The organism is Streptomyces venezuelae, assembly GCF_008642375.1.
In the GTDB taxonomy this organism is placed as follows: domain Bacteria; phylum Actinomycetota; class Actinomycetes; order Streptomycetales; family Streptomycetaceae; genus Streptomyces; species Streptomyces venezuelae_G.
Map to the genome: position 1 here is coordinate 1,930,782 of NZ_CP029194.1, position 19,822 is coordinate 1,950,603.

Annotated in this window: 15 protein-coding genes; 4 read left to right on the plus strand and 11 right to left on the minus strand. The window is 72.7% G+C overall.

The window, feature by feature from the left end; genetic code table 11:
* Position 1 precedes the first annotated feature (1 nt).
* The 4 genes from DEJ46_RS08585 to DEJ46_RS08600 form a co-directional block, all read right to left on the minus strand.
* Complete coding sequence (locus DEJ46_RS08585) at positions 2–1,474, minus strand: NCS2 family permease (RefSeq protein ID WP_150264950.1); 1,473 nt, start codon at positions 1,472–1,474, stop codon at positions 2–4.
* A gap of 283 nt (positions 1,475–1,757) precedes the next feature.
* Positions 1,758–4,145 (minus strand): xanthine dehydrogenase subunit D, encoded by a 2,388-nt coding sequence (gene pucD, locus DEJ46_RS08590; RefSeq protein WP_150264951.1) that lies wholly within the window; start codon positions 4,143–4,145, stop codon positions 1,758–1,760.
* Positions 4,146–4,147: 2 nt separating this feature from the next.
* Positions 4,148–4,735, minus strand: coding sequence for a (2Fe-2S)-binding protein (locus DEJ46_RS08595; RefSeq protein WP_150264952.1), 588 nt, complete (start codon positions 4,733–4,735; stop codon positions 4,148–4,150).
* Positions 4,736–4,737: 2 nt separating this feature from the next.
* A complete protein-coding gene (locus tag DEJ46_RS08600; protein WP_150264953.1) occupies positions 4,738–5,628 on the minus strand; it encodes an FAD binding domain-containing protein in 891 nt (296 codons plus the stop codon).
* 301 nt (positions 5,629–5,929) lie between these two features.
* Between DEJ46_RS08600 and DEJ46_RS08605 the strand changes: the two genes are divergently transcribed.
* Together DEJ46_RS08605 and DEJ46_RS08610 are read left to right on the plus strand one after the other, a co-directional pair.
* Positions 5,930–7,627 (plus strand): PucR family transcriptional regulator, encoded by a 1,698-nt coding sequence (locus DEJ46_RS08605; RefSeq protein WP_150264954.1) that lies wholly within the window; start codon positions 5,930–5,932, stop codon positions 7,625–7,627.
* Between the two features lie 299 nt (positions 7,628–7,926).
* Positions 7,927–8,715 carry a hypothetical protein gene (locus tag DEJ46_RS08610; protein WP_150264955.1) on the plus strand — a complete coding sequence of 263 codons (789 nt, stop codon included), beginning with the start codon at positions 7,927–7,929 and terminating at the stop codon, positions 8,713–8,715.
* Positions 8,716–8,832: 117 nt separating this feature from the next.
* On the opposite strand, the gene DEJ46_RS08615 is transcribed toward DEJ46_RS08610, so the two are convergent.
* The 4 genes from DEJ46_RS08615 to DEJ46_RS08630 form a co-directional block, all read right to left on the minus strand.
* Positions 8,833–9,945 carry an ABC transporter substrate-binding protein gene (locus DEJ46_RS08615; RefSeq protein ID WP_150274240.1) on the minus strand — a complete coding sequence of 371 codons (1,113 nt, stop codon included), beginning with the start codon at positions 9,943–9,945 and terminating at the stop codon, positions 8,833–8,835.
* Between the two features lie 60 nt (positions 9,946–10,005).
* Positions 10,006–10,881 carry a DUF6042 family protein gene (locus tag DEJ46_RS08620; RefSeq protein ID WP_150264956.1) on the minus strand — a complete coding sequence of 292 codons (876 nt, stop codon included), beginning with the start codon at positions 10,879–10,881 and terminating at the stop codon, positions 10,006–10,008.
* Between the two features lie 61 nt (positions 10,882–10,942).
* Positions 10,943–12,583, minus strand: a complete 1,641-nt coding sequence (locus DEJ46_RS08625; RefSeq protein ID WP_150264957.1) for a WD40 repeat domain-containing protein — start codon at positions 12,581–12,583, stop codon at positions 10,943–10,945.
* 289 nt (positions 12,584–12,872) lie between these two features.
* Positions 12,873–13,703, minus strand: coding sequence for a GntR family transcriptional regulator (locus tag DEJ46_RS08630; RefSeq protein WP_223834569.1), 831 nt, complete (start codon positions 13,701–13,703; stop codon positions 12,873–12,875).
* A gap of 203 nt (positions 13,704–13,906) precedes the next feature.
* Between DEJ46_RS08630 and DEJ46_RS08635 the strand changes: the two genes are divergently transcribed.
* Entirely contained in the window at positions 13,907–14,782 is an 876-nt protein-coding gene (locus DEJ46_RS08635) for a (2Fe-2S)-binding protein (protein WP_150264959.1), read from the plus strand.
* A 204-nt stretch (positions 14,783–14,986) separates the two neighbouring features.
* On the plus strand, positions 14,987–16,114 hold the full coding sequence (locus DEJ46_RS08640) for a DUF2637 domain-containing protein (protein WP_150264960.1): 1,128 nt from the start codon (positions 14,987–14,989) through the stop codon (positions 16,112–16,114).
* Between the two features lie 37 nt (positions 16,115–16,151).
* On the opposite strand, the gene DEJ46_RS08645 is transcribed toward DEJ46_RS08640, so the two are convergent.
* The 3 genes from DEJ46_RS08645 to DEJ46_RS08655 all read right to left on the minus strand — a co-directional run bounded on the left by DEJ46_RS08645 (position 16,152) and on the right by DEJ46_RS08655 (position 19,822).
* On the minus strand, positions 16,152–16,556 hold the full coding sequence (locus DEJ46_RS08645) for an ATP-binding protein (RefSeq protein WP_150274242.1): 405 nt from the start codon (positions 16,554–16,556) through the stop codon (positions 16,152–16,154).
* Between the two features lie 83 nt (positions 16,557–16,639).
* On the minus strand, positions 16,640–18,382 hold the full coding sequence (locus DEJ46_RS08650) for a pyruvate dehydrogenase (RefSeq protein WP_150264961.1): 1,743 nt from the start codon (positions 18,380–18,382) through the stop codon (positions 16,640–16,642).
* Positions 18,383–18,409: 27 nt separating this feature from the next.
* On the minus strand, positions 18,410–19,822 hold the full coding sequence (locus tag DEJ46_RS08655; RefSeq protein ID WP_150264962.1) for a protein phosphatase 2C domain-containing protein: 1,413 nt from the start codon (positions 19,820–19,822) through the stop codon (positions 18,410–18,412).

The following is a 19,822-nucleotide window of genomic DNA, read 5'->3' on the forward strand; positions in this document are numbered from 1 at the left end:
GTCAGCTGACGCCCAGCCAGCCTTCGATCGGGTGAAGCGCGAAGAACACGATGAAGATCGCGGTCAGGCACCACATGAACGCGCCGACCTCGCGGGCCTTGCCCTGCGCCACCTTGATGACGGTGTAGGCGATGACGCCGGCCGCGACACCCGGGGTGATGCTGTAGGTGTAGGGCATGAGCACGACGGTCAGGAAGACCGGGATTGCTACGGCGCTGTCGCCCCAGTTCACGTGCTTGGCGTTCATCATCATCATCGCGCCGATGACGACCAGGGCGGCGGAGCCGACCTCACGGGGCACGATCTGGGTGATCGGGGTGAAGAAGAGGCAGGCCGCGAAGAACAGGCCGGTGATGACGGAGGAGAAGCCGGTACGGGCTCCCTCGCCGACGCCGGTGGCGGACTCCACGAACACGGTCTGGCCGGAGGCGCCGGAGACGCCGCCGATCGCGCCGCCCGCGCCGTCGATGAACAGCGCCTTGGACAGGCCCGGCATGCGGCCCTTGTCGTCGGCGAGGTTGGCCTCGGTGCCGACGCCGATGATGGTGGCCATGGCGTCGAAGAAGCCGGCGAGGACCAGGGTGAAGACGATCACGCCGACCGTGATGTAGCCGACGTCGCCCCAGCCGCCGAAGTCGACGTCGCCGAAGAGCGAGAAGTCGGGGGTCGAGACCGCGCTGCCCTTGAGCTCGGGCGAGCCGTTCGCCCAGGAGCCCGGGCCCTTGGCCGGAATGTCGGCGACCGCGTTGACGATCAGCGAGATGACGGTGCCGGCGACGATGCCGATGAGGATCGCGCCCGGGATCTTGCGGGCCTGCAGAGCGAAGATCGCGAGGAGGGTGATCGCGAAGATCAGGACGGGCCAGCCGACGAGTTCACCGCCGGAGCCCATGGTGATGGGCGGGCCGAACTGCGGGCCGGCGCCGACGAAGCCGGCCTTGTTGAAGCCGATCAGCGCGATGAAGAGGCCGATGCCGATGGTGATGCCGTGCTTGAGCGCGAGGGGAATCGCGTTCATGATCATCTCACGGAGACCGGTGACCACCAGGAGGCAGATCACCAGACCGTAGACGACGCACATCGCCATGGCCTGCGGCCAGGTCATCGTGGGCACGACCTGGGTGGCGAGCACACCGGAGACACTGAGACCGGCCGCGAGGACCAGCGGGACCTTGCCGATGAAGCCCATCAGCAGGGTGGTCACCGCCGCCGCGAGGGCGGTCGCCGTGATGACGGCGGAGGAGCCGAGGACGTTCTTCTCGACGTCCGGGCCGCCGAGGAGGATCGGGTTGAGCAGGAGAATGTACGCCATCGCCATGAAGGTGGTGACGCCGCCGCGGATCTCCGTCGCGACGGTGGATCCTCTCTCCGAGATGTGAAAGTACCGGTCGAGCCAAGAACGGCCGGCGGGGACGTTGGAGCCGGAGCCCGCGTCCTCCGATGCGGTCTTGGGCTCCACAGACGACTGGGTCATGGGGCCTACTCCCAAGGTTCAAAGGGGCACCCGCATCAGACTTCGAAGGGATTCTGATCTGGTTGAAGCTGCGGGATTTGGGATGCTGCGTGGGCTGCACGACCCGGGGGACGGCCCGAGGCGAACGGGATGAATCGGTCCTGCTGGTACTGCGGGGGGGGTGACGCTGGTACTGCGGGGGGGGGTGACGCTGGTACTGCGGGGCGGTGCTGAGGGGTTGCTCCGGGCGGTGCGGGCGGTGGAAGTGTGACGTTCCTGGGAGGCACGCACCGCCCGGAGAGACCTAGAGGGTGCCGGTGAGCGCTTCGGGGCGGACCGGCGTCTTGTTGAGCTCCAGGCCCGTCGCCGCCCGGATCGCCGCGAGGACGGCCGGCGTGGACGACAGGGTCGGGGCCTCGCCGATGCCCCGCACGCCGTACGGCGCGTTGGGGTCGGCCAGCTCGAGGTAGTCGACCGGGATGGTCGGCGTGTCGAGGATGGTCGGGATCAGGTAGTCCGTGAAGGAGGGGTTCCTGACCTTCGCGGTCTTCGGGTCGACGATGATCTCCTCCATCACCGCGACGCCCAGGCCCTGGGTGGTGCCACCCTGGATCTGGCCGATCACGGAGAGCGGGTTGAGCGCCTTGCCGACGTCCTGGGCACAGGCCAGTTCGATGACCTTGACCAGGCCGAGCTCGGTGTCGACCTCCACCACCGCGCGGTGCGCGGCGAAGGCGTACTGGACGTGGCCGTCGCCCTGGCCGGTGACGAGGTCGAAGGCCTGGGTGGGACGGTGCCTCCACTCCTCCTCGACCTCCACGACCTGGTCCTCGAGGACGTCCGCGATGGTCGCGAGGGCCTCGCCGCCGTCGGTGACGACCTTGCCGCCCTCCAGGAGGAGTTCGGCGTTGGCCCAGGCCGGGTGGTACGAGCCGAACTTGCGCCGGCCGATCTCCAGGACCTTCTCCCGGACGATCGAGCAGGAGTTCTTGATGGCGCCGCCGGTCATGTACGTCTGGCGGCCCGCGGAGGTCGAACCGGCCGAGCCCACCTGGGTGTCGGCGGGGTGGATCGTGACCTGCTGGACACCGAGCTCGGTACGGGCGATCTGCGCGTGGATGGTGACACCACCCTGGCCGACCTCCGCCATGGCGGTGTGGACCGTGGCGACGGCCTCGCCGTTGATGACCTCGATGCGGATCTTGGCGGTCGAGTAGTCGTCGAAGCCCTCGGAGAAGCCGACGTTCTTGATGCCGACCGCGTAGCCGACGCCCCGCACGACACCCTCGCCGTGCGAGGTGTTGGACAGGCCGCCCGGCAGCGCGCGGACGTCCGCGCTCTCACCGGCGGTCTCCCACTGGCGCTCCGGCGGCATCGGGCGGGCCTTGACGATACGGAGCAGCTCGGCGACCGGGGCCGGCGAGTCCACGACCTGGCCGGTCGGCATGATCGTGCCCTGCTCCATGGCGTTGAGCTGGCGCAGCTCCACCGGGTCCATGCCCAGCTTGGCCGCGAGCTTGTCCATCTGGGCCTCGTAGGCGAAGCAGGCCTGGACCGCGCCGAAGCCGCGCATGGCGCCGCAGGGCGGGTTGTTGGTGTAGAGGCCGATCGCCTCGATCTCGACGTCGTCGATGACGTACGGGCCGACCGAGAGGGAGGAGGCGTTGCCGACGACCGACGCCGTGGACGACGCGTAGGCGCCGCCGTCGAGGACGATCTTGCACTTCATGTGCGTGAGCTTGCCGTCCTTGGTGGCGCCGTGCTCGTAGTAGAGCTTCGCCGGGTGACGGTGGACGTGCCCGAAGAAGGACTCGTACCGGTTGTAGACCATCTTGACCGGCTTGCCGGTGCGCAGCGCGAGGATGGAGGCGAGGATCTGCATGGAGATGTCCTCGCGGCCGCCGAACGCGCCGCCGACGCCCGCCATGGTCATGCGGACCTTCTCCTCGGGCAGGCCGAGGCAGGGGGCGATCTGCTTGAGGTCCGAGTGCAGCCACTGGGTGGCGACGTACAGGTCGACGCCGCCGTCCTCGGCCGGTACGGCGAGGCCGGACTCGGGGCCGAGGAAGGCCTGGTCCTGCATGCCGAAGGTGTACTCGCCCTTGACGATGACGTCGGCGCGCTTGGCGGCCTCGTCGGCGTTGCCGCGGATGATCGGCTGGCGGTGCACGATGTTCGGGTGCGGGACGTGACCGGAGTGGTGGTCGTCGCGGTTCTCGTGGACCAGGATCGCGTCCGGGGCGATGGCCGAGGCCTCGTCCGTGATGACCGGGAGCTCCCGGTACTCGATCTTGATCTTGGCGGCGGCGCGGCGGGCGGTCTCCGGGTGGTCGGCGGCCACGAGCGCGACCGGCTCACCGTGGTGACGGACCTTGCCGTAGGCGAGGACCGGGGTGTCCTGGAACTCCATGCCGTAGTTCTTCGCGGCCGGCAGGTCCTCGTGGGTCAGGACGGCGTAGACGCCGTCCATCGCGAGGGCCTCGGAGGTGTCGATGGACACGATCTCGGCGTGCGCGACGGTGGAGCGCAGGATCTGGCCCCACAGCATGTCCTCGTGCCACATGTCCGAGGAGTAGGCGAACTCGCCGGTGACCTTGAGCGTGCCGTCGGGGCGGAGGGTGGACTCGCCGATGCCGCCCTGGACGTGGTTCTGGGTGACGTCGCGGGGGATGCCCGTGGTGGTACCAGCCATGATCAGACCGCCTCTCCCTGACGGGCGGCCGCGAGGCGGACCGCGTCGAGGATCTTCTCGTAACCGGTGCAGCGGCAGAGGTTGCCGGAGAGCGCCTCGCGGATGTCCGCGTCCGTCGGGGACGGGTTGCGCTCCAGCATCTCGTCGGCGGCGACCAGCAGACCGGGGGTGCAGAAGCCGCACTGGACGGCGCCGGCGTCGATGAACGCCTGCTGGATCGGGGAGAGTTCGACACCCTCGCCGGTCTGCGAGTCCTGACCGGGCTTCGCTTCCCACTTCTTGGCGGCGTCGAGCGAGGTGCCGCAGGTGCCGGTGGCGCAACCGGCGTGCTCCGCACGCTCCTTGGCGAAGTCGGCGAGGCCCTCGACCGTGACGACCTCGCGGCCCTCGACCTGGCCGGCGGCGACGAGGCAGGAACAGACGGGCACACCGTCGAGGCGGACCGTGCAGGAACCGCACTCGCCCTGCTCGCAGGCGTTCTTGGAGCCGGGGAGGCCCATCCGCTCACGCAGGACGTAGAGGAGGGACTCGCCCTCCCAGACGTCGTCGGCTTCCTGGGGACGGCCGTTGACCGTGAAATTGACGCGCATGGTTATGCAGCTCCCTCAAGCGTGCGGCCGGTTCCGCGGTACTGCTCCCAGGTCCAGCCGAGCTGGCGGCGGGCCATGATGCCGACGGCGTGGCGGCGGTACTTGGCGGTGCCTCGGACATCGTCGATCGGGTTGGCGGCACCCGAGCAGAGGTCGGCGAACTGCTTCGCGATCGACGGGGTGATGATCTTGCCGTTGTCCCAGAAGCCGCCCTCCTCCAGAGCCGCGTTCAGGAAGGCCTCGGCCTCCTTGGCGCGGATCGGGGTCGGCGCGGCGGAGCCGATGCCGGTGCGCACCGTCCGGGTCTCCGGGTGCAGGGCCAGGCCGAAGGCGCAGACGGCGATGACCATCGCGTTGCGGGTGCCGACCTTGGAGTACTGCTGGGGGCCGTCCGCCTTCTTGACGTGGACGGTCTTGATGAGCTCGTCGGGCTGGAGCGCGTTGCGCTTCACGCCCGTGTAGAACTCGTCGATCGGGATGAACCGGCTGCCGCGGACCGACTCGACCTCGACCTCGGCGCCCGCGGCGAGCAGGGCCGGGTGGGCGTCGCCGGCGGGCGAGGCGGTGCCGAGGTTGCCCCCGACGCCGCCGCGGTTGCGGATCTGCGGGGAGGCGACCGTGTGGGAGGCGAGCGCCAGACCCGGAAGCTCGGTCCGCAGGTTCTCCATGATCTGGGTGTACGGAACGGACGCGCCGAGGCGGACGTTCTCCTCCCCGACCTCCCACTCACGCAGCAGCTCGATACGGTTCAGGTCCAGGAGGTACTCGGGCCGCCGGTGGTCGAAGTTGATCTCGACCATGATGTCGGTGCCACCCGCAATGGGCACGGCCGTGGGGTGCTCGGCCTTGGCGGCGAGCGCCTCCTCCCAGCTGGCGGGGCGAAGGAAGTCCATGGTGGCTCTCTTCTAGTGATGATCGGGGGTCGAACTGATGGGCCCGGGGGGACGGCCGGCCCTCGACGTCATGTTCATGTGCTGTTAACGCGGTGTGTGGCCTAGTACACAAGCCCACCTTCGCCCGGGTGCAGTCACCGAAAACATGAAGGAGTTGGCTGGCTCCCGTTGTCGTCTTGTAGATTCGAACGAAAGGCGGGAAACAGGAACCTCTCCGTTTTCCCCTGGAAACGGTGGCACCACGCCACCGTCGACAACGCGACACCCACGATCACCCACTCGAAGGAACGGCGGCGACACGATGCGGCTGCGCGCACTGCTGGAGAACGACGCGCTGGGGCTGCGCCTGCTCGGCGGCGAGGACGAGCTGGACCGCACGGTCCGCGGCGTGATGACGACGGACCTCAAGGATCCCAGCCGGTACCTTTCCGGCGGCGAGCTGGTGCTCACCGGCCTCGCCTGGCGGACGGACCCGACCGACGCGGAGCCCTTCGTCCGCATCCTGGCCTCGGCCGGGGTGGCCGCCCTCGCGGCGGGCGAGGCGGAGCTCGGCGACATCCCCGACGATCTCGTACAGGCGTGTTCACGCCATCGGCTGCCGCTCTTCGCGGTGAACGAGTCCGTTGCGTTCGCGACGATCACCGAGCACGTTGTTCGACAGGTCTCCGGCGAGCGGGCGGGCGACCTGGCCGCCGTCGTGGACCGGCACCGGCGGCTGATGACCTCCGGCCCCGCGGGCGGCGGCCCCGAGGTCGTCCTCGACCTGCTCGGCTCCGACCTGGACCTGCGGGCCTGGGTCCTCTCCCCCACCGGCCGCCAGATCGCGGGCGCCGGCGAGCCCCTCGACAGCGGCCTCGCGGCGACCCTGGCGGGCGAGCACCTGGCGGCGACCCGGACCGGGCGGCGCGGCCCGCACCGGCTGAGCGTCGCCGGAGCCACGTACTCGCTGTTCCCGATCCGCAACACCGGGCGGGGCCCCGCCCCCGCCTCCAGGGACGTGCGCGAGACGGTCCTGTCGGACTGGCTGCTCGCCGTCGAGGCGGACGCCGGCGACTGGCCCGCGGCCCGCCTGGACCTGCTCCAGGGCGTCACGCAGCTGATCGCCGTCGAGCGGGACCGGCGCGACGCGGCCCGTACGGTACGCCGCCGGCTCGCCCAGGAGGTCCTGGAGCTGGTGCAGACGGGCGCCGCGCCCGCCGAGATCGCGGCCCGCCTGCGGGTCGCGGCCCCGGTGCTGCTGCCCGGGCTCGGCTCGGCCCCGCACTGGCAGGTCGTCGTGGCCCGTGTCGACTGGGAGCAGGAGGCCGGTCAGGGCACCCCCGTGGACGGCGGTCCGGTCGCCCAGGCGCTCCTGGAGGAGATCCTCGTCGACCCGGCGACCGTCGGGGCCGAGTCCGCGGACCGGATCGCCGTCGCACACAGCGGCGACGAGGCGATCGCGCTGGTCCCGCTGGCCGCCGCGCCGCTGCCGGACAGCGAGGACGAAGGTCCGGCGACCGCGCTCGGGCTCCACGCTGACGCCCTGCTCGCCGCCGTACGCGCTCCGCTCGCCGCCGGCCTCGCGGACGACGGGCGGCTCACGCTCGGCGTCAGCGCGGCCGTGCACTCCGCGGAGGGCCTGCGCGGGGCCCTGGAGGAGGCCAGGCACGCCCGCCGGGTCGCCGCGGCCCGTCCGGGCCGGGTCTGCGCCGCTGGCCACCACGAGCTGGCCTCGCACGTCCTGCTGCTGCCGTTCGTCCCGGACGACGTCCGCCGCGCCTTCACGGCCCGGCTGCTCGACCCGCTGCGCGACTACGACCGGCGCCACCGCGCGGAGCTCATCCCGACCCTGGAGGCGTTCCTCGACTGCGACGGCTCCTGGACGCGCTGCGCCACTCGGCTGCACCTGCACGTGAACACGCTGCGCTACCGGGTGGGCCGGATCGAGCAGCTCACGGGCCGCGACCTCTCCCGCCTGGAGGACAAGCTCGACTTCTTCCTCGCGCTCCGGATGAGCTGATCCAGGAGTGTTCGACGTCGCCTGTTCACTCTTTCGGTGGAGTCCAGGGGAGTGACATCGGGGCTGGTGGCAGCCCGTCGGCCGGGGTGGCCGGCGGGCCGCGCGGAGGCCTGATCCCGGGCCCGACGGCGATCTGACGGGCTGTCGGCCACTGCCCGGGCGGCGACGTCCGCATGCGCCGGACTCTTGTGAATTCTTTCACCTGACCCCTTGGCCAGGTGCTGCCCTTCGTGCTGAGATGCGGGTCTACTCAACAGCTCAATGGCGCGCTCGGGGAGGGCAATGTGGCGGATACCGCCATGTCTGGTTCCGAATCAAGGGGTGGCGAAGATCCGTCCCTCGCCTACGGCAAGGAGACTCCCGTGGAGACCGCCATATGGCGGCTCCGCTCCCGAGGTTGCTGGACGGACGCGGCAGCACTGCTCGCTCCGTACGCGACCGAACCGGCCGCCGCGCTCGAACGGGCGGCCCTGCTGATCGAGCGCTGCCTCTACACCGAACAGGGCTGGGCCGACGCCGAGGAGGCCCTCCGGGCGGCCGAGGCGGTCGCCCGTACCGACGAGGAGCGTGGGGCCGCGGCCTGTGAACGCGGCTATCTCGCCTACGCGTCCACGCTCCTCGGGGTACGCGACCGGGCCGACGAGGCCCGGATGGCACTGGGCCGGGCGGCTGCCCTCATCGGCCCCTCGGCCGGGGGGCGGCCCCTGCTGGACTTCCGGCGCGGTCTCATCGCCCAGAACCTCGGCGACTCCCCGCAGGCGGCCCGCGCCGCGTACCGCAGGGCGCACGCGGGGGCGGAGGACCAGGGGGACTCGTTACTGCTCTCCTCCACCTGGCGTCATCTCGCCGGACTCGCCCTGAGAGAGGGCGAGTTGGCGGAGGCCCGGCACGGATTCGCCGAATCCCTCCGGATCCGCGAGGAGTTGGGCTACCTGGTCGGTACGGCCCCGGCCCTCACCGCCCTCGCCGACACGGAGACCGAACCGGAGGCGGGCCGGCTGCGCGCGGAGGCCCGACGTCTCTTCCGCCTCCTCGGCGGCGTACCGACCTGGCTGTCGGCTCAGCTGACACCGCGTACGGTGACGTGAAATCGTCGGCAGGAACACCAAGGTGACGCTCCGCCAGCTCTGATGCGATGTGCCCTCCATGCCCCCGGGGCCGGGGGCACATCGCCGTTTCGGCCGGCCGGCTCGATCTCCGCGCGCTCAGCCGGTGTGGAGGACGCGGAAGCGATCGGGTTCCGCCGGGTCCCGGTCGGCCACCTGGACGGGGGGCCACGTCCACTGCCACACGCCGATGCCCGGTGTGCGGGAGAAGCGGATCGGTCCCCGGGTGCCCTCGACCGCCACGTGCGGCCATGCGCCGGCAACGGCCGACCGGTCCGTGCCGTGGCCGCGGAGCACCTCGGCGAGGACGGTGACGGTGTCCCAGCCCTCGAAGGCGACGAAGGAGGGCGCTTCGCCCAGCCGCTCGCGGAGCTCCTTCCCCACGCGTTCGCCGAGCGGGCCGGGGCGATCGGGCAGGTAGCGCAGGAACGGGATCCCGGCGCCGTCCCGGCCCAGCAGTCCGGCCCATTCCGCGAACTCCGGCTGTCCGGCCGGAGCGCCGACGAGGAGCTCCGCGAGCCGCGGGTCGCTCCGGACGGCCCTGACGATCGGCACCGCGGGCTCCGGATGGCCGACGAGCAGAAGGAGCGCCGTCGTGCCGTGGCCGACGAGGGCGTCGCACAGGGCCTCGGGGGTGAGCCCGTTCGCGTCGAGCTCGACGACGGTGCCGCCGCGGGGAGCGACGTGGTCCCGCAGGAGACGGGTCCCGGTCGCCCAGTAGACGCTCGGCTGGGTCACCACGGCGATCCGCCGCCGGCCCGCGCCCAGGAGGAAGTCCGCGTACGTCCGCCAGCCGTGGGACTGGGCCGGAGCCAGCCGCGCGACCCACTCCGTCGGCTCATCGGTGAGCACGTCGAGCACGGCCGACGAGCAGAGGTACGGCACCCCGAGGGCGTCGGCCCGGGCGGCGACCGCGCGGGCGACGACGCTGTGGTACTCGCCCACCACGGCGGCCACCCCGAGACCGGCCAGTTCGTCCACGGCCGCGGCGGCCCGCTCCGGATCGGCCGCGGTGTCCCGGACCACCAGCTCCAGCGGCCTGCCGCCGATCCCGCCGGTGCCGTTGACCTCCTGGACGGCCAGCTCGAGTCCCGCGAGCAGATGCCGCCCCGCTCCGACCCAGCCGGGCCGCGTCAGCGGGACGAGAGCCCCCAGCCGTACAGGCGCCTTCTCCGCGCCCTCCGCTCCGGACGGCGATGTCGGCGTGTTCACCTCAGTGCTCATGCCGGTCATTGGAACCACCGGCATCGCCGACGGCAACCGATTATTCGTTCACGGACGTGGGCCCTGGTCCTCCGTGTCGTCGTGACGTACGACGAACATGTGGTCCTCGTCGTACCGTTCCCAGTCCGGTACGAGGTGGAAGCGCTGGTGGTCCTGGAGGTCCCGCGCCGAGGCGACCGGGACGCGGGGGATTCCCCGGTAGAGGCGGAGATGCCCGTCGTCCGCCAAGTAGTCGAGCGCGGCGCGGAGTTCGCCGGTGCTCAGGCGTACGGCCTCGGCCAGCCGGCCCGGTGTGGTGAAGATGTCCCCGGGGCGGCCGAGGCCCTCGTCGAGGTACCGGATCAGGGCCTGCTTCCAGGGCGCGACGGCCTCGCTGTGCCGCAGCTTCCGGAAGATCTCCCTCAGGTCCTGCGGGAGTCGGAGGACCTTCTCGGGGAGCGGCAGCCGCTCCGGCATGGTCCATCGGCCCTCGGCCGTGTGGGCGATGCCCAGCGCGAGCATGGTGCCGACGAGCTCGCGCATCGTCGTCGGGACGGGGAATCCGCCTGCGCGCAGGGCGCCTTCGCAGGCCTCCCTCCGTGCCTCCGCCTCCGCGCGGACCCGGTCCTCCTCCCCCGCGCCCTTCGCCCAGGCGAGGTCGTCGGGCTGGAGCCAGAGCACGGGCGAGTCCAGGTCCTCTCCCAGTTCCCGCAGGAAGTCGCCCAGCGAGTCGCCGAACACCTCCTGCACGACCTCGTCGAGCGTCCCGGTCACCGGCCGCGACGCGGCCGTGCTCAGGAGCAGGCACATCAGGAGGGCCTGGTGCCTCGGCAGTACGCGCGTCCACCCGCTGGGGAACCAGTCGTCGTGCACGGCGAGGTCGGCCCCTCCACCCAATCCGGCCTTGCTGTCCCTGCTGTCCCTGGTGTCACTGTCAACCGTCACGGTCGCCCTCCCACATGTCAGCGGCATAGTCACCCGCTCAACCGCCGCGACCCCTCCGAGGTCACCCTCCGCTGTGGGAGCGCGGTACGAGGCAGACCAGGCTCTCGTCCGTGCCGACGAGCAGCGCTCCCGCCCCGGTGACCGCGACCGCGCGGACCGGCGGTCCCGGGCGGAAGGAGAGCGTCGCGCCGCCTTCCGGGCGGTGGAGTTCGACGAGGCCGTCGGCCCAGGCCGCGGCGACCAGGGGGCCGTGCGGCGTCTCGGTCGCGTGCAGGGAGACCACCGGTGAGCGGCGCTCCGCCAGCGGTTCGGGGAGCGGATCGCGGCCCGGTGTCCAGAGCCGTACGGTCCCGTCGGCGCCGCCGGAGCACACGAACGGGGTCTCGGAGTCGACGGCGGCGACCGCCGTGACGCGGCCGCTGTGCGAGGCCGCCTGGTGCAGGCCCGTGAGGCCGAAGGCGTGCACGGAGCCGAGCCGGTCCCCCACCACGACCGAGCCCGCGATCGCCGCGAGGGCCGTGCCGGGGTGGCGGGCCAGGGTCTTCGAGACGGCCTCGGTGAGCCGCTCCAGGTACGGGGCCCTGGGCACCGTCCCCCGGACGGAGTGCAGCCTGCCCCGGTCGTCCAGGAGCAGCACCGTGCCGTCGGGGGCGGGCGCGAGCGCCGTGACCCGGCCGGGGACGGTGTGCGGGAGGCGCCCGGCGGAGCTCGCGTCGGCCTCGTGGAGGAGGCGGACGGTGCCGGTGCGGTCGCCGACGAGCAGCGTGCCCTCCAAGGGGCCGCCGGCGGCGCCGAGCACGGCGACGGGTCCCGGCCAGGCCGGTGCGAGGTCGCCGCGGTTGCGGGCCCAGCGGAGCCCCCAGGCGGCGCCTTCGGCGAGCCCGGCCAGCGCGGGCCGGAGCCTGGGGTCGGCGCCGTCGCCGAGCGCGGCGAGGAGCACCAGCGCGCGTTCCGCCGGGTCCTGTGCGCGGCAGAGCGACTGCCCGGCGCGCAGCCAGGCGGTCCTGAGCCCGCCGTGATCGTCAACTCCGGTCTCGCCGGAGCCTTCACCGGTTCCGGTGACGTACGCCGTGGTGACGAGCAGCGGGTCGGCGGCGCACACGGCGAGCGGATCGGAGAGGTCCGGCAGCGGGCGCGGGCGCTCCGCGGGGGCGCTGCGGTCGGGGGCGGGCTCGCCGTCCAGGTCGACGACCGTCGCCCGGCGCGCGGAGCGCAGGGTATCGGGGGCCGGGCTGCCGGTCCGGGCCTCGACGACGAGCCGGACCCGGCCCACTCCGGCGAGTTCGCCGATGAGCTCGGTGAGCGCGGCGGGTTCGGCGGCGGCGTGGAGGTCCGTGAGAAGGAGGACGGCCCGGCCCGAGGGACGCGCCTCGCTGGTGGCGAGGGCGTGGACGAGTTCGTCCGGGGACCTGGCGACCACACCGAGCAGGTCGGCGATCGTCCAGGTCGCGCCGAGCGCGCTCTGCCCGGCGAGCGGGACGAGCACCCGGGGCGTGCGGCGGCGCCGGCCGCCGGCGCGCGGGCCGTGTGCGGCGAGCCAGTCGAGGAGGGCCGTCTTGCCGCTGCCGGGGGCGCCGGTGACGAGGCAGAGCCGGGGCGCCTCCGGGTCGGTGAGCCAGCCGAGCAGGGCCGCGGCCTCGGCTTCCGTACCGGAGACGGCTCGGCGTCCCTCCCATGCCGGGGGTGAGCTCGCGGACGGCATGGGACACCTCACGGGCGACGCGGTACGGGCGGCTGTCGCCCCTGACTTTAGTGCGCGAAGGCCCCGGGGACCGCCCCGTCGCGGGGACGGTCTCCGTAGCTTCCGCGGGTTCCTCGGAGCGGGCCGGTGGCCGGAGTCGCCGGCCGCCGCGACGGTGCCGATCCGGTCGAGCCGGATCCTGGCGGCGCGCTCCGCCCTTTCGACGCCGGGAACGGGGCTGCACACGCGGGAGGAAGGGACCGGACGGACCGCTCGACGGCTCCTTCACACCCCCTTCGCGGGGTGGATCTCAGGCGTTCGACCCGGCGAAGTGCTCGCGGACGAGGGCTTCGACGACCGTGAGGTCCTCGGCGATCAGGGCGTCGAGCAGGGCCGTGTGCTCGGCGGCGTCGGCGACGAGCTCGCCGTGGCGGAAGGCGGGCGCGCTGATCAGCGGCCACTGGGAGCGCCGGTGGAGGTCGTCGGCGACGGCGAGCAGCGAGGCGTTCCCGGCGAGGGAGAGGACCGCCCGGTGGAAGGCGCGGTCCGTCTCGGCGTAGTGGGCGCGGTCGCCGCGGGCGGCTGCCGTGGCGGTCGCCTCGGCGAGCGGGCGGAGCTCGGTCCAGCGGGCGGCCGGGACCGTGCGGGCGAGCCGCAGCATGACGGGGACCTCGATGAGCGCGCGGACCTCGGCGAGTTCGGCGAGCTCGCGCGGGGTGCGCTCGGTGACGCGGAAGCCGCGGTTCGGGACGACCTCGACGGCCCCTTCGACGGCGAGGCGCTGCATGGCCTCGCGGACGGGGGTGGCCGAGACGCCGAAGCGCTCGGCGAGGGCGGGGCCGGAGTACACCTCGCCGGGGACGAGCTCGCCACCGACGAGGGCGGTCCGGAGGGCTTGGAGGATCTGGTCGCGGACGGAGTGCCGCTGGACGACACGCGGGGCGGGGGCGGCCTCACGACGCGCGGCCGGGGCCGGGGCGGCCTCACGGCCCGGTGCCGGAGCCGGGGCGGCCTCACGGCGCGGTGCCGCCTGCTCGCCGTGCGTATGCTCGCCGCGGGCCTGTTCCGGTACGCGCACGGCGTCGCCGAAGGGCGGGTACGGCCCCTCCGTCGCCCGCTCGCGCGCTGCGCCCTGCTCCACCCGGGTCCTCCTGCGGCCTCGTGCCGGGCCCGGCTCGCGATACCCGGGTCCCCTGTGCACCATAGGCGAACGGGCCGACATATGGGGCACCGGGGGCCGATCCGTCGGACCCGCGGGAGCTGCGTCCCGTGCGGTGGTGAGAGGCGATCGAGATTCGGGTAAGGTAAGGCTAACCTGCTAACGATCGCGATTCGGTGGTCCGCATGACCGTCCCCGCCTTGCTGTCCGCACCCCTCACCTCCCCCGTCGCGGCCTCGTACGCCCGGCTCGCGGAGGTCTTCTCCGGCCTGCGGATAGAGGAAGCGGCCGTGGACGAACGGCTGCCGCGCGGCGCGGGCTGGGTCGGGGCCGACGAGCTCGCGGCCGGCGGATCCGCCCTCGACGCCTTCCTCGCCTGGGACAACGCCCAGGTGCTGCGCGACTACGGCACCCAGGCCCGCCCCGACGTCGTCGCGAGCTTCGGACTGCACCGGTACGCCTGGCCCGCCTGCCTCCTCGTCACCGTCCCCTGGTTCCTGGACCGACGGGTGCCCCGGCTGCCCGCCGCGAACGTCTCGTTCCAGCGCGCGCTCGGCCGCATGTCCGTCCGCGTCGAGGAGTTCGCCTGCCTGCCCGGCGACCCCGCGGCCGCCCTGCCCGGCGCCCGGGTCGTCCCCGACGAGGAGGCACTGCGGACCGAGGTGCGCGCCTCGCTCGCCGAGCACTTCGAGGCGGTCCTCGGCGGCTTCGGCCCCCGGATGAAGCGCGGCCGCCGGGCCCTGTGGGGGATGGCCACGGACGAGATCGTCGAGGGCCTCTGGTACATCGGCGCCCTGCTCGGCGAGGAGGAGCGGGCGATGGCCGAGCTCGACCTGCTCCTGCCGGGCACCACCGTCACACGCAAGCAGCACAAGCCGTACGCCGGCTCGGCGGGCTTCCGCGAGCTCACCGGCTCCGAGGGCCCGGACGGCACCCCGCGCGCGACCCGCGACCGGGCGACCTGCTGCTTCTTCTACACGCTGCGCCCCGAGGACACCTGCCTCACCTGCCCGCGCACGTGCGACACCGAGCGTGTCCGTCGTCTGGCCGCGACCGCCTGAGGCTCCCGAGTGATTACGCCACCCGGAAGGGTGGCGTGAATCGAACTCAACCCCCTCTCCCTGCACGGGCGTTCGAGCAGATCGCACCTATTCGTATGCCCTGGGACCCCGATGGCGTGCTCTTGCCCCGAAACCGCTTGAGCGCCGCACGAGGTCGGCCAGTATGGGCCGCCAAACGCCCTACTGCGATGCAAGGGACACCGCATGAGACTGACCGACATATCGCTGGACTGGCTGCTTCCGGGCGGCGTGATGGTGGCCGGGGTCCTGACGGCGGTGGCGGTGCTCGCGCGCGGGAAGCGCGCCGGTGACCAGGCCGCGGCCGAGGACTCCTGGGAGCGCAGCGAGGAGCGCCGCAGACGCAAGGAGGCGGTGTACGGAACGGCTTCCTACGTCCTGCTCTTCTGCTGCGCCGCGGTCGCCGCGGCGCTCTCCTTCCACGGACTCGTCGGCTTCGGCCGGCAGAACCTCAGCCTCTCCGGGGGCTGGGAGTACCTCGTCCCCTTCGGCCTCGACGGCGCCGCCATGTTCTGCTCGGTCCTCGCCGTCCGCGAGGCCAGCCACGGCGACGCGGCGCTCGGCTCGCGGCTCCTCGTCTGGCTTTTCGCCGGCGCGGCCGCCTGGTTCAACTGGGTGCACGCCCCGCGCGGGCTCGGCCACGACGGGGCACCGCAGTTCTTCGCGGGCATGTCCCTCTCGGCGGCGGTCCTCTTCGACCGCGCGCTGAAGCAGACCCGCCGGGCCGCGCTCCGCGAGCAGGGCCTGGTGCCCCGCCCGCTGCCGCAGATCCGGATCGTCCGCTGGCTGCGCGCGCCCCGGGAGACCTTCGCGGCCTGGTCGCTGATGCTCCTGGAGAACGTACGGACGCTGGACGAGGCGGTCGACGAGGTCCGCGAGGACCGGCGGGAGAAGGAGCAGAACCGGATCCGCCGGCGCGACCAGGTCAAGCTCGACCGGGCACGCCTCAAGGCCATCAACCGCCAGCACCGGGCCTTCGGGCTCGGCCGCGGCGGCGACGCCCGCCAGGTCGAGATGGCGGCACTGGGCGCCGCGGGGAGCGCCGGTACGGGCCACGGCCCGGGTTCCGGATCGGGTGCGGGCTCCGGCTCCGCGACGGCGGCCGTGCAGGCCGCCGTCGCGGAGCCCGCCATAGCGGATCCGGGACAACTGCCGCTTCGACCCCGGCCCTCCCTGCAAGCCGTAAGGGGCGCTGAGCCCCGCGCGGGAGACTCCCGGACGGTGGACCTCACCGCCGAGGACGACACCCAGACGCTGCCCCGGCTCGACTCCCTGGAGCGCAAGCTCAAGGACCTGGAGCAGCAGTTCGGCTGAACCACGGGAAACACAAGGAATCCGGCGGGGTCGCCTTTCAGGCGGCCCCGCCGTTCAGTTCGAACCAGACCACCTTGCCGACCCCGTGCTCCTCGACCCCCCAGGAGTCGGCCAGGGCCTGGACGAGGACGAGTCCCCTGCCGTGCGTACCGTCGTCGGCGGGCGGTGCGTGCGGCCGGTCGAGTCCCGGGACGAAGTCGCGGACCTCGACCCTCAGCTGCTCGGGGACGACCGTCGCGGTCACGACGGCCCCGTGCTCGGTGTGGACCAGGGCATTGGTCACCAGCTCGCTGGTGAGCAGTTCGGCCACGTCGGAGGCGCCCGGCCCGCCCCACTTCCGCAGCATCTTCCGTAACGCGTGTCGCACCTCCGGCACCGCGGTGAGATCCGCGCATCCCACCTTCCTGAGCAGTTGAGTCGGCTGTCGTGCCTCCCCGGCCATATCCCCCACCCACACGTCGTCGAACAGGCTCACGGGGATGCATGCCCCACGAGGCCGCCCGCATTCCCTCGGAGCCGGGGGACTCAGGGACGGGGGACGTTGCGCAGGTTGGAGCGGGCCATCTGGAGCATGCGGCCCACGCCGCCGTCCAGGACGATCTTGCTGGCGGAGAGGGCGAAGCCGGTGACCATCTCGCTGCTGATCTTGGGCGGGATGGAGAGGGCGTTGGGGTCGGTGACGACGTCCACGAGAGCCGGGCCCCGGTGCTTGAAGGCGTCCTTGAGCGCGCTCGTGAGCTGTTTGGGCTTCTCGACGCGGACGCCGTAGGCCCCGGCGGCGCGCGCGATGGCCGCGAAGTCCGGGTTCTTGTTCGTCGTCCCGTACGAGGGCAGTCCGGCGACCAGCATCTCCAACTCGACCATGCCGAGCGAGGAGTTGTTGAAGACGACGACCTTCACCGGGAGGTCGTACTGGACGAGGGTGAGGAAGTCGCCCATGAGCATGGAGAATCCGCCGTCGCCGGAGAGCGACACGACCTGCCGGTTCCGGTCGGTGAACTGCGCGCCGATGGCCTGCGGGAGCGCGTTCGCCATCGAGCCGTGGCTGAACGAGCCGATGATCCTGCGCCGTCCGTTGGGCGAGAGGTAACGGGCCGCCCAGACGTTGCACATGCCGGTGTCGACCGTGAACACGGCGTCCCCGTCGGCCAGTTCGTCGATGACGGAGGCGACGTACTCGGGGTGGATCGGGACGTGCTTCTCGACCTTGCGGGTGTACGCCTTCACGACGCCTTCGAGTGCGTCGGCGTGCTTCTTGAGCATCTTGTCGAGGAAGCGACGGTCGGTCTTGGCCCGGACGCGCGGGACGACACAGCGCAGGGTCTCCCGGACGTCCCCCCAGATCGCGAGGTCGAGCCGGGAGCGCCGGCCCAGGTGCTCGGGCCGGACGTCCACCTGGACGATCTTCACGTCGTCGGGCAGGAAGGCGTTGTACGGGAAGTCCGTGCCGAGCAGGATCAGCAGGTCGCACTCGTGGGTGGCCTCGTAGGCGGCGCCGTAGCCGAGCAGCCCGCTCATGCCGACGTCGAAGGGATTGTCGTACTGAATCCATTCTTTTCCGCGCAGGGCGTGGCCGACGGGTGCCTTGATCCGCTCGGCGAACTGCATCACCTCGGCGTGCGCGCCCGCCGTGCCGCTGCCGCAGAAGAGTGTCACCCGGTCGGCCGCGTCGATCATCCGGACGAGCGCGTCGATCTCGTCGTCGCCCGGCCTGACGGTGGGGCGGGAGGTGACGAGCGCGGTCTCCACGGCCTTGTCGGGGGCGGGCAGGGAGGCGATGTCGCCGGGCAGCGAGACGACGCTGACGCCGCTGCGGCCGACGGCGTGCTGGATCGCCGTCTGGAGCAGCCGGGGCATCTGCTTCGGGTTGGAGATGAGCTCGCTGTAGTGGCTGCACTCGCGGAAGAGCTGGTCGGGGTGGGTCTCCTGGAAGTAGCCGAGGCCGATCTCACTGGACGGGATGTGCGAGGCGAGGGCCAGGACCGGGGCCATGGAACGGTGGGCGTCGTACAGGCCGTTGATCAGGTGCAGATTGCCGGGGCCGCAGGAGCCCGCGCAGGCGGCGAGGCTGCCGGTGATCTGGGCCTCGGCACCGGCGGCGAAGGCGGCCGTCTCCTCGTGCCGCACCTGGATCCAGTCGAGCGCGGGGGTGCGGCGGATGGCGTCGACGACCGGGTTCAGGCTGTCGCCGACGACGCCGTACAGACGCTTCACGCCCGCGCGCACGAGGATGTCGACGAACTGTTCTGCGACGTTCTGTTTGGCCATGGCTCCATCAACACACGGCCCGGCGCGTTACGCCTCCCAGACGGCCACCCCCGTACGGTCGTCGGCGTAACCCGTCACCCTCAGCTGGGTGTCGGCGAGGAAGGCGGCGAGACCGGGAGGCTCCTGGTCGGCCCAGCGGGTGGCGAGTTCGCGGGCGAGGGCGGGTTCGCCGCGCATCGGCTCGGCGAGTCCGGGTGAGGCGAGGAGCAGGGTGTCCCCGGGGCGGGCGACGGAGGCCCGGAAGCGGAACGGTTCGGCGGGCGGCGGGACGGGCTCCTCGACGAGCGGGCCCGGCGGGGTCGTGACGCCGAGGTTCATGGTGAGCCGGTCCCCTTCCTCGGTCTCGGCCGCGTCCTTCGGCGAGGGCGGTGAGCCGAAGCCGACGACGGGGGCGCCGGTGACGGCCGCGGGCTCGGGCAGGAGCGGTTCGATGTCCTGCCAGGAGCCCTCGCGGAGCCGGAAGAGGCCGCCGCCGCCGATCCCGAAGAAGACGCGCGTGCGGCACTCGGGGTCGGCGGGGACGAGGAGGCAGCGGAGGGTCGCGGTGTACTCGTCGGGGGCGAGGCCCCGGTCGGCGGCGCGGGCGCGCAGCTTGCCGTACGTACGGTCGGTGAGCCGGTGCAGTCCGGACTTGAGGTCTCCGCGGCGGCCGCTCCTGATGTCCTCCGAGAGCCGGGCGTGGCTGCGGCCGACGGCCTCGGCGATCCACCGGCAGGCGTCGGCGGCGGCGAGGTGGGCGTCCTCGGCGGCGCGGGAGCCGGCGGCGACGGCGACGAGGACGAGCGCGGCCTCGTCGTGGCCGAAGCGGGCGGTGAGCAGGGCGTCGCGGCGGGGTTCGCCGCGGTAGCGGGCGGAGTCGCCGCGGACGGAGGCGGCCCGCAGGGTGCAGGTGCCGTAGCGGGCGCCGTCGAGGACGGTGTCGGCGACCAGTTCGGCGAGCTCGCCGGGGCGGGCGACGGGGAGGGCGGTGGGCTCGGCCTCGTACGTCGGCGGTCTGCTGCCGACGAACCCGGCGGCCCGGGGGCGTGGCACGGGCACCTGGACGGTGAGATCGGCGTACGGACCGGTCTCCGGGTCGTTCTCCGAACCGGTCTCCGGGTCGTTCTCCGGACCGGCCTCGGCGTCGGCCTGGGGCTCCGGCACCGCCACCTGGACGGTGGGCGTCTCGGTCGGCGGGGCGGCCGGGGGCGGCGGCCCGGGGAAGGAGCGCGGCCCCTGCTCGGGGGCCTCCCAGGGCGCCGGCGCCCTGTCGGGGAGGACGGCCCGAGGATCCGGCTCCGGCTCCGGCTCAAGGGCCGGGCTCCGGCCCGGCGGGCCCGTGGTGGCGCGGGGCGCCGTGGCGAAGTGGTCGTCGAGCGATTCACCCGGGACCGTCGGGGCCGTGTCCGGCGCCGACTCGTCGTAGAGCTTGTCCCACCAGTTGTCCCCCTGCTGAGTCAT

Coding starts and splice junctions, on each gene's coding strand:
- DEJ46_RS08585 (WP_150264950.1), bottom strand. CDS start 1,474: ATGACCCAGTCGTCTGTGGAGCCCAAGACCGCATCGGAGGACGCGGGC.
- pucD (WP_150264951.1), bottom strand. CDS start 4,145: ATGGCTGGTACCACCACGGGCATCCCCCGCGACGTCACCCAGAACCAC.
- DEJ46_RS08595 (WP_150264952.1), bottom strand. CDS start 4,735: ATGCGCGTCAATTTCACGGTCAACGGCCGTCCCCAGGAAGCCGACGAC.
- DEJ46_RS08600 (WP_150264953.1), bottom strand. CDS start 5,628: ATGGACTTCCTTCGCCCCGCCAGCTGGGAGGAGGCGCTCGCCGCCAAG.
- DEJ46_RS08605 (WP_150264954.1), top strand. CDS start 5,930: ATGCGGCTGCGCGCACTGCTGGAGAACGACGCGCTGGGGCTGCGCCTG.
- DEJ46_RS08610 (WP_150264955.1), top strand. CDS start 7,927: ATGTCTGGTTCCGAATCAAGGGGTGGCGAAGATCCGTCCCTCGCCTAC.
- DEJ46_RS08625 (WP_150264957.1), bottom strand. CDS start 12,583: ATGCCGTCCGCGAGCTCACCCCCGGCATGGGAGGGACGCCGAGCCGTC.
- DEJ46_RS08635 (WP_150264959.1), top strand. CDS start 13,907: ATGACCGTCCCCGCCTTGCTGTCCGCACCCCTCACCTCCCCCGTCGCG.
- DEJ46_RS08640 (WP_150264960.1), top strand. CDS start 14,987: ATGAGACTGACCGACATATCGCTGGACTGGCTGCTTCCGGGCGGCGTG.
- DEJ46_RS08645 (WP_150274242.1), bottom strand. CDS start 16,556: ATGGCCGGGGAGGCACGACAGCCGACTCAACTGCTCAGGAAGGTGGGA.
- DEJ46_RS08650 (WP_150264961.1), bottom strand. CDS start 18,382: ATGGCCAAACAGAACGTCGCAGAACAGTTCGTCGACATCCTCGTGCGC.
- DEJ46_RS08655 (WP_150264962.1), bottom strand. CDS start 19,822: ATGACTCAGCAGGGGGACAACTGGTGGGACAAGCTCTACGACGAGTCG.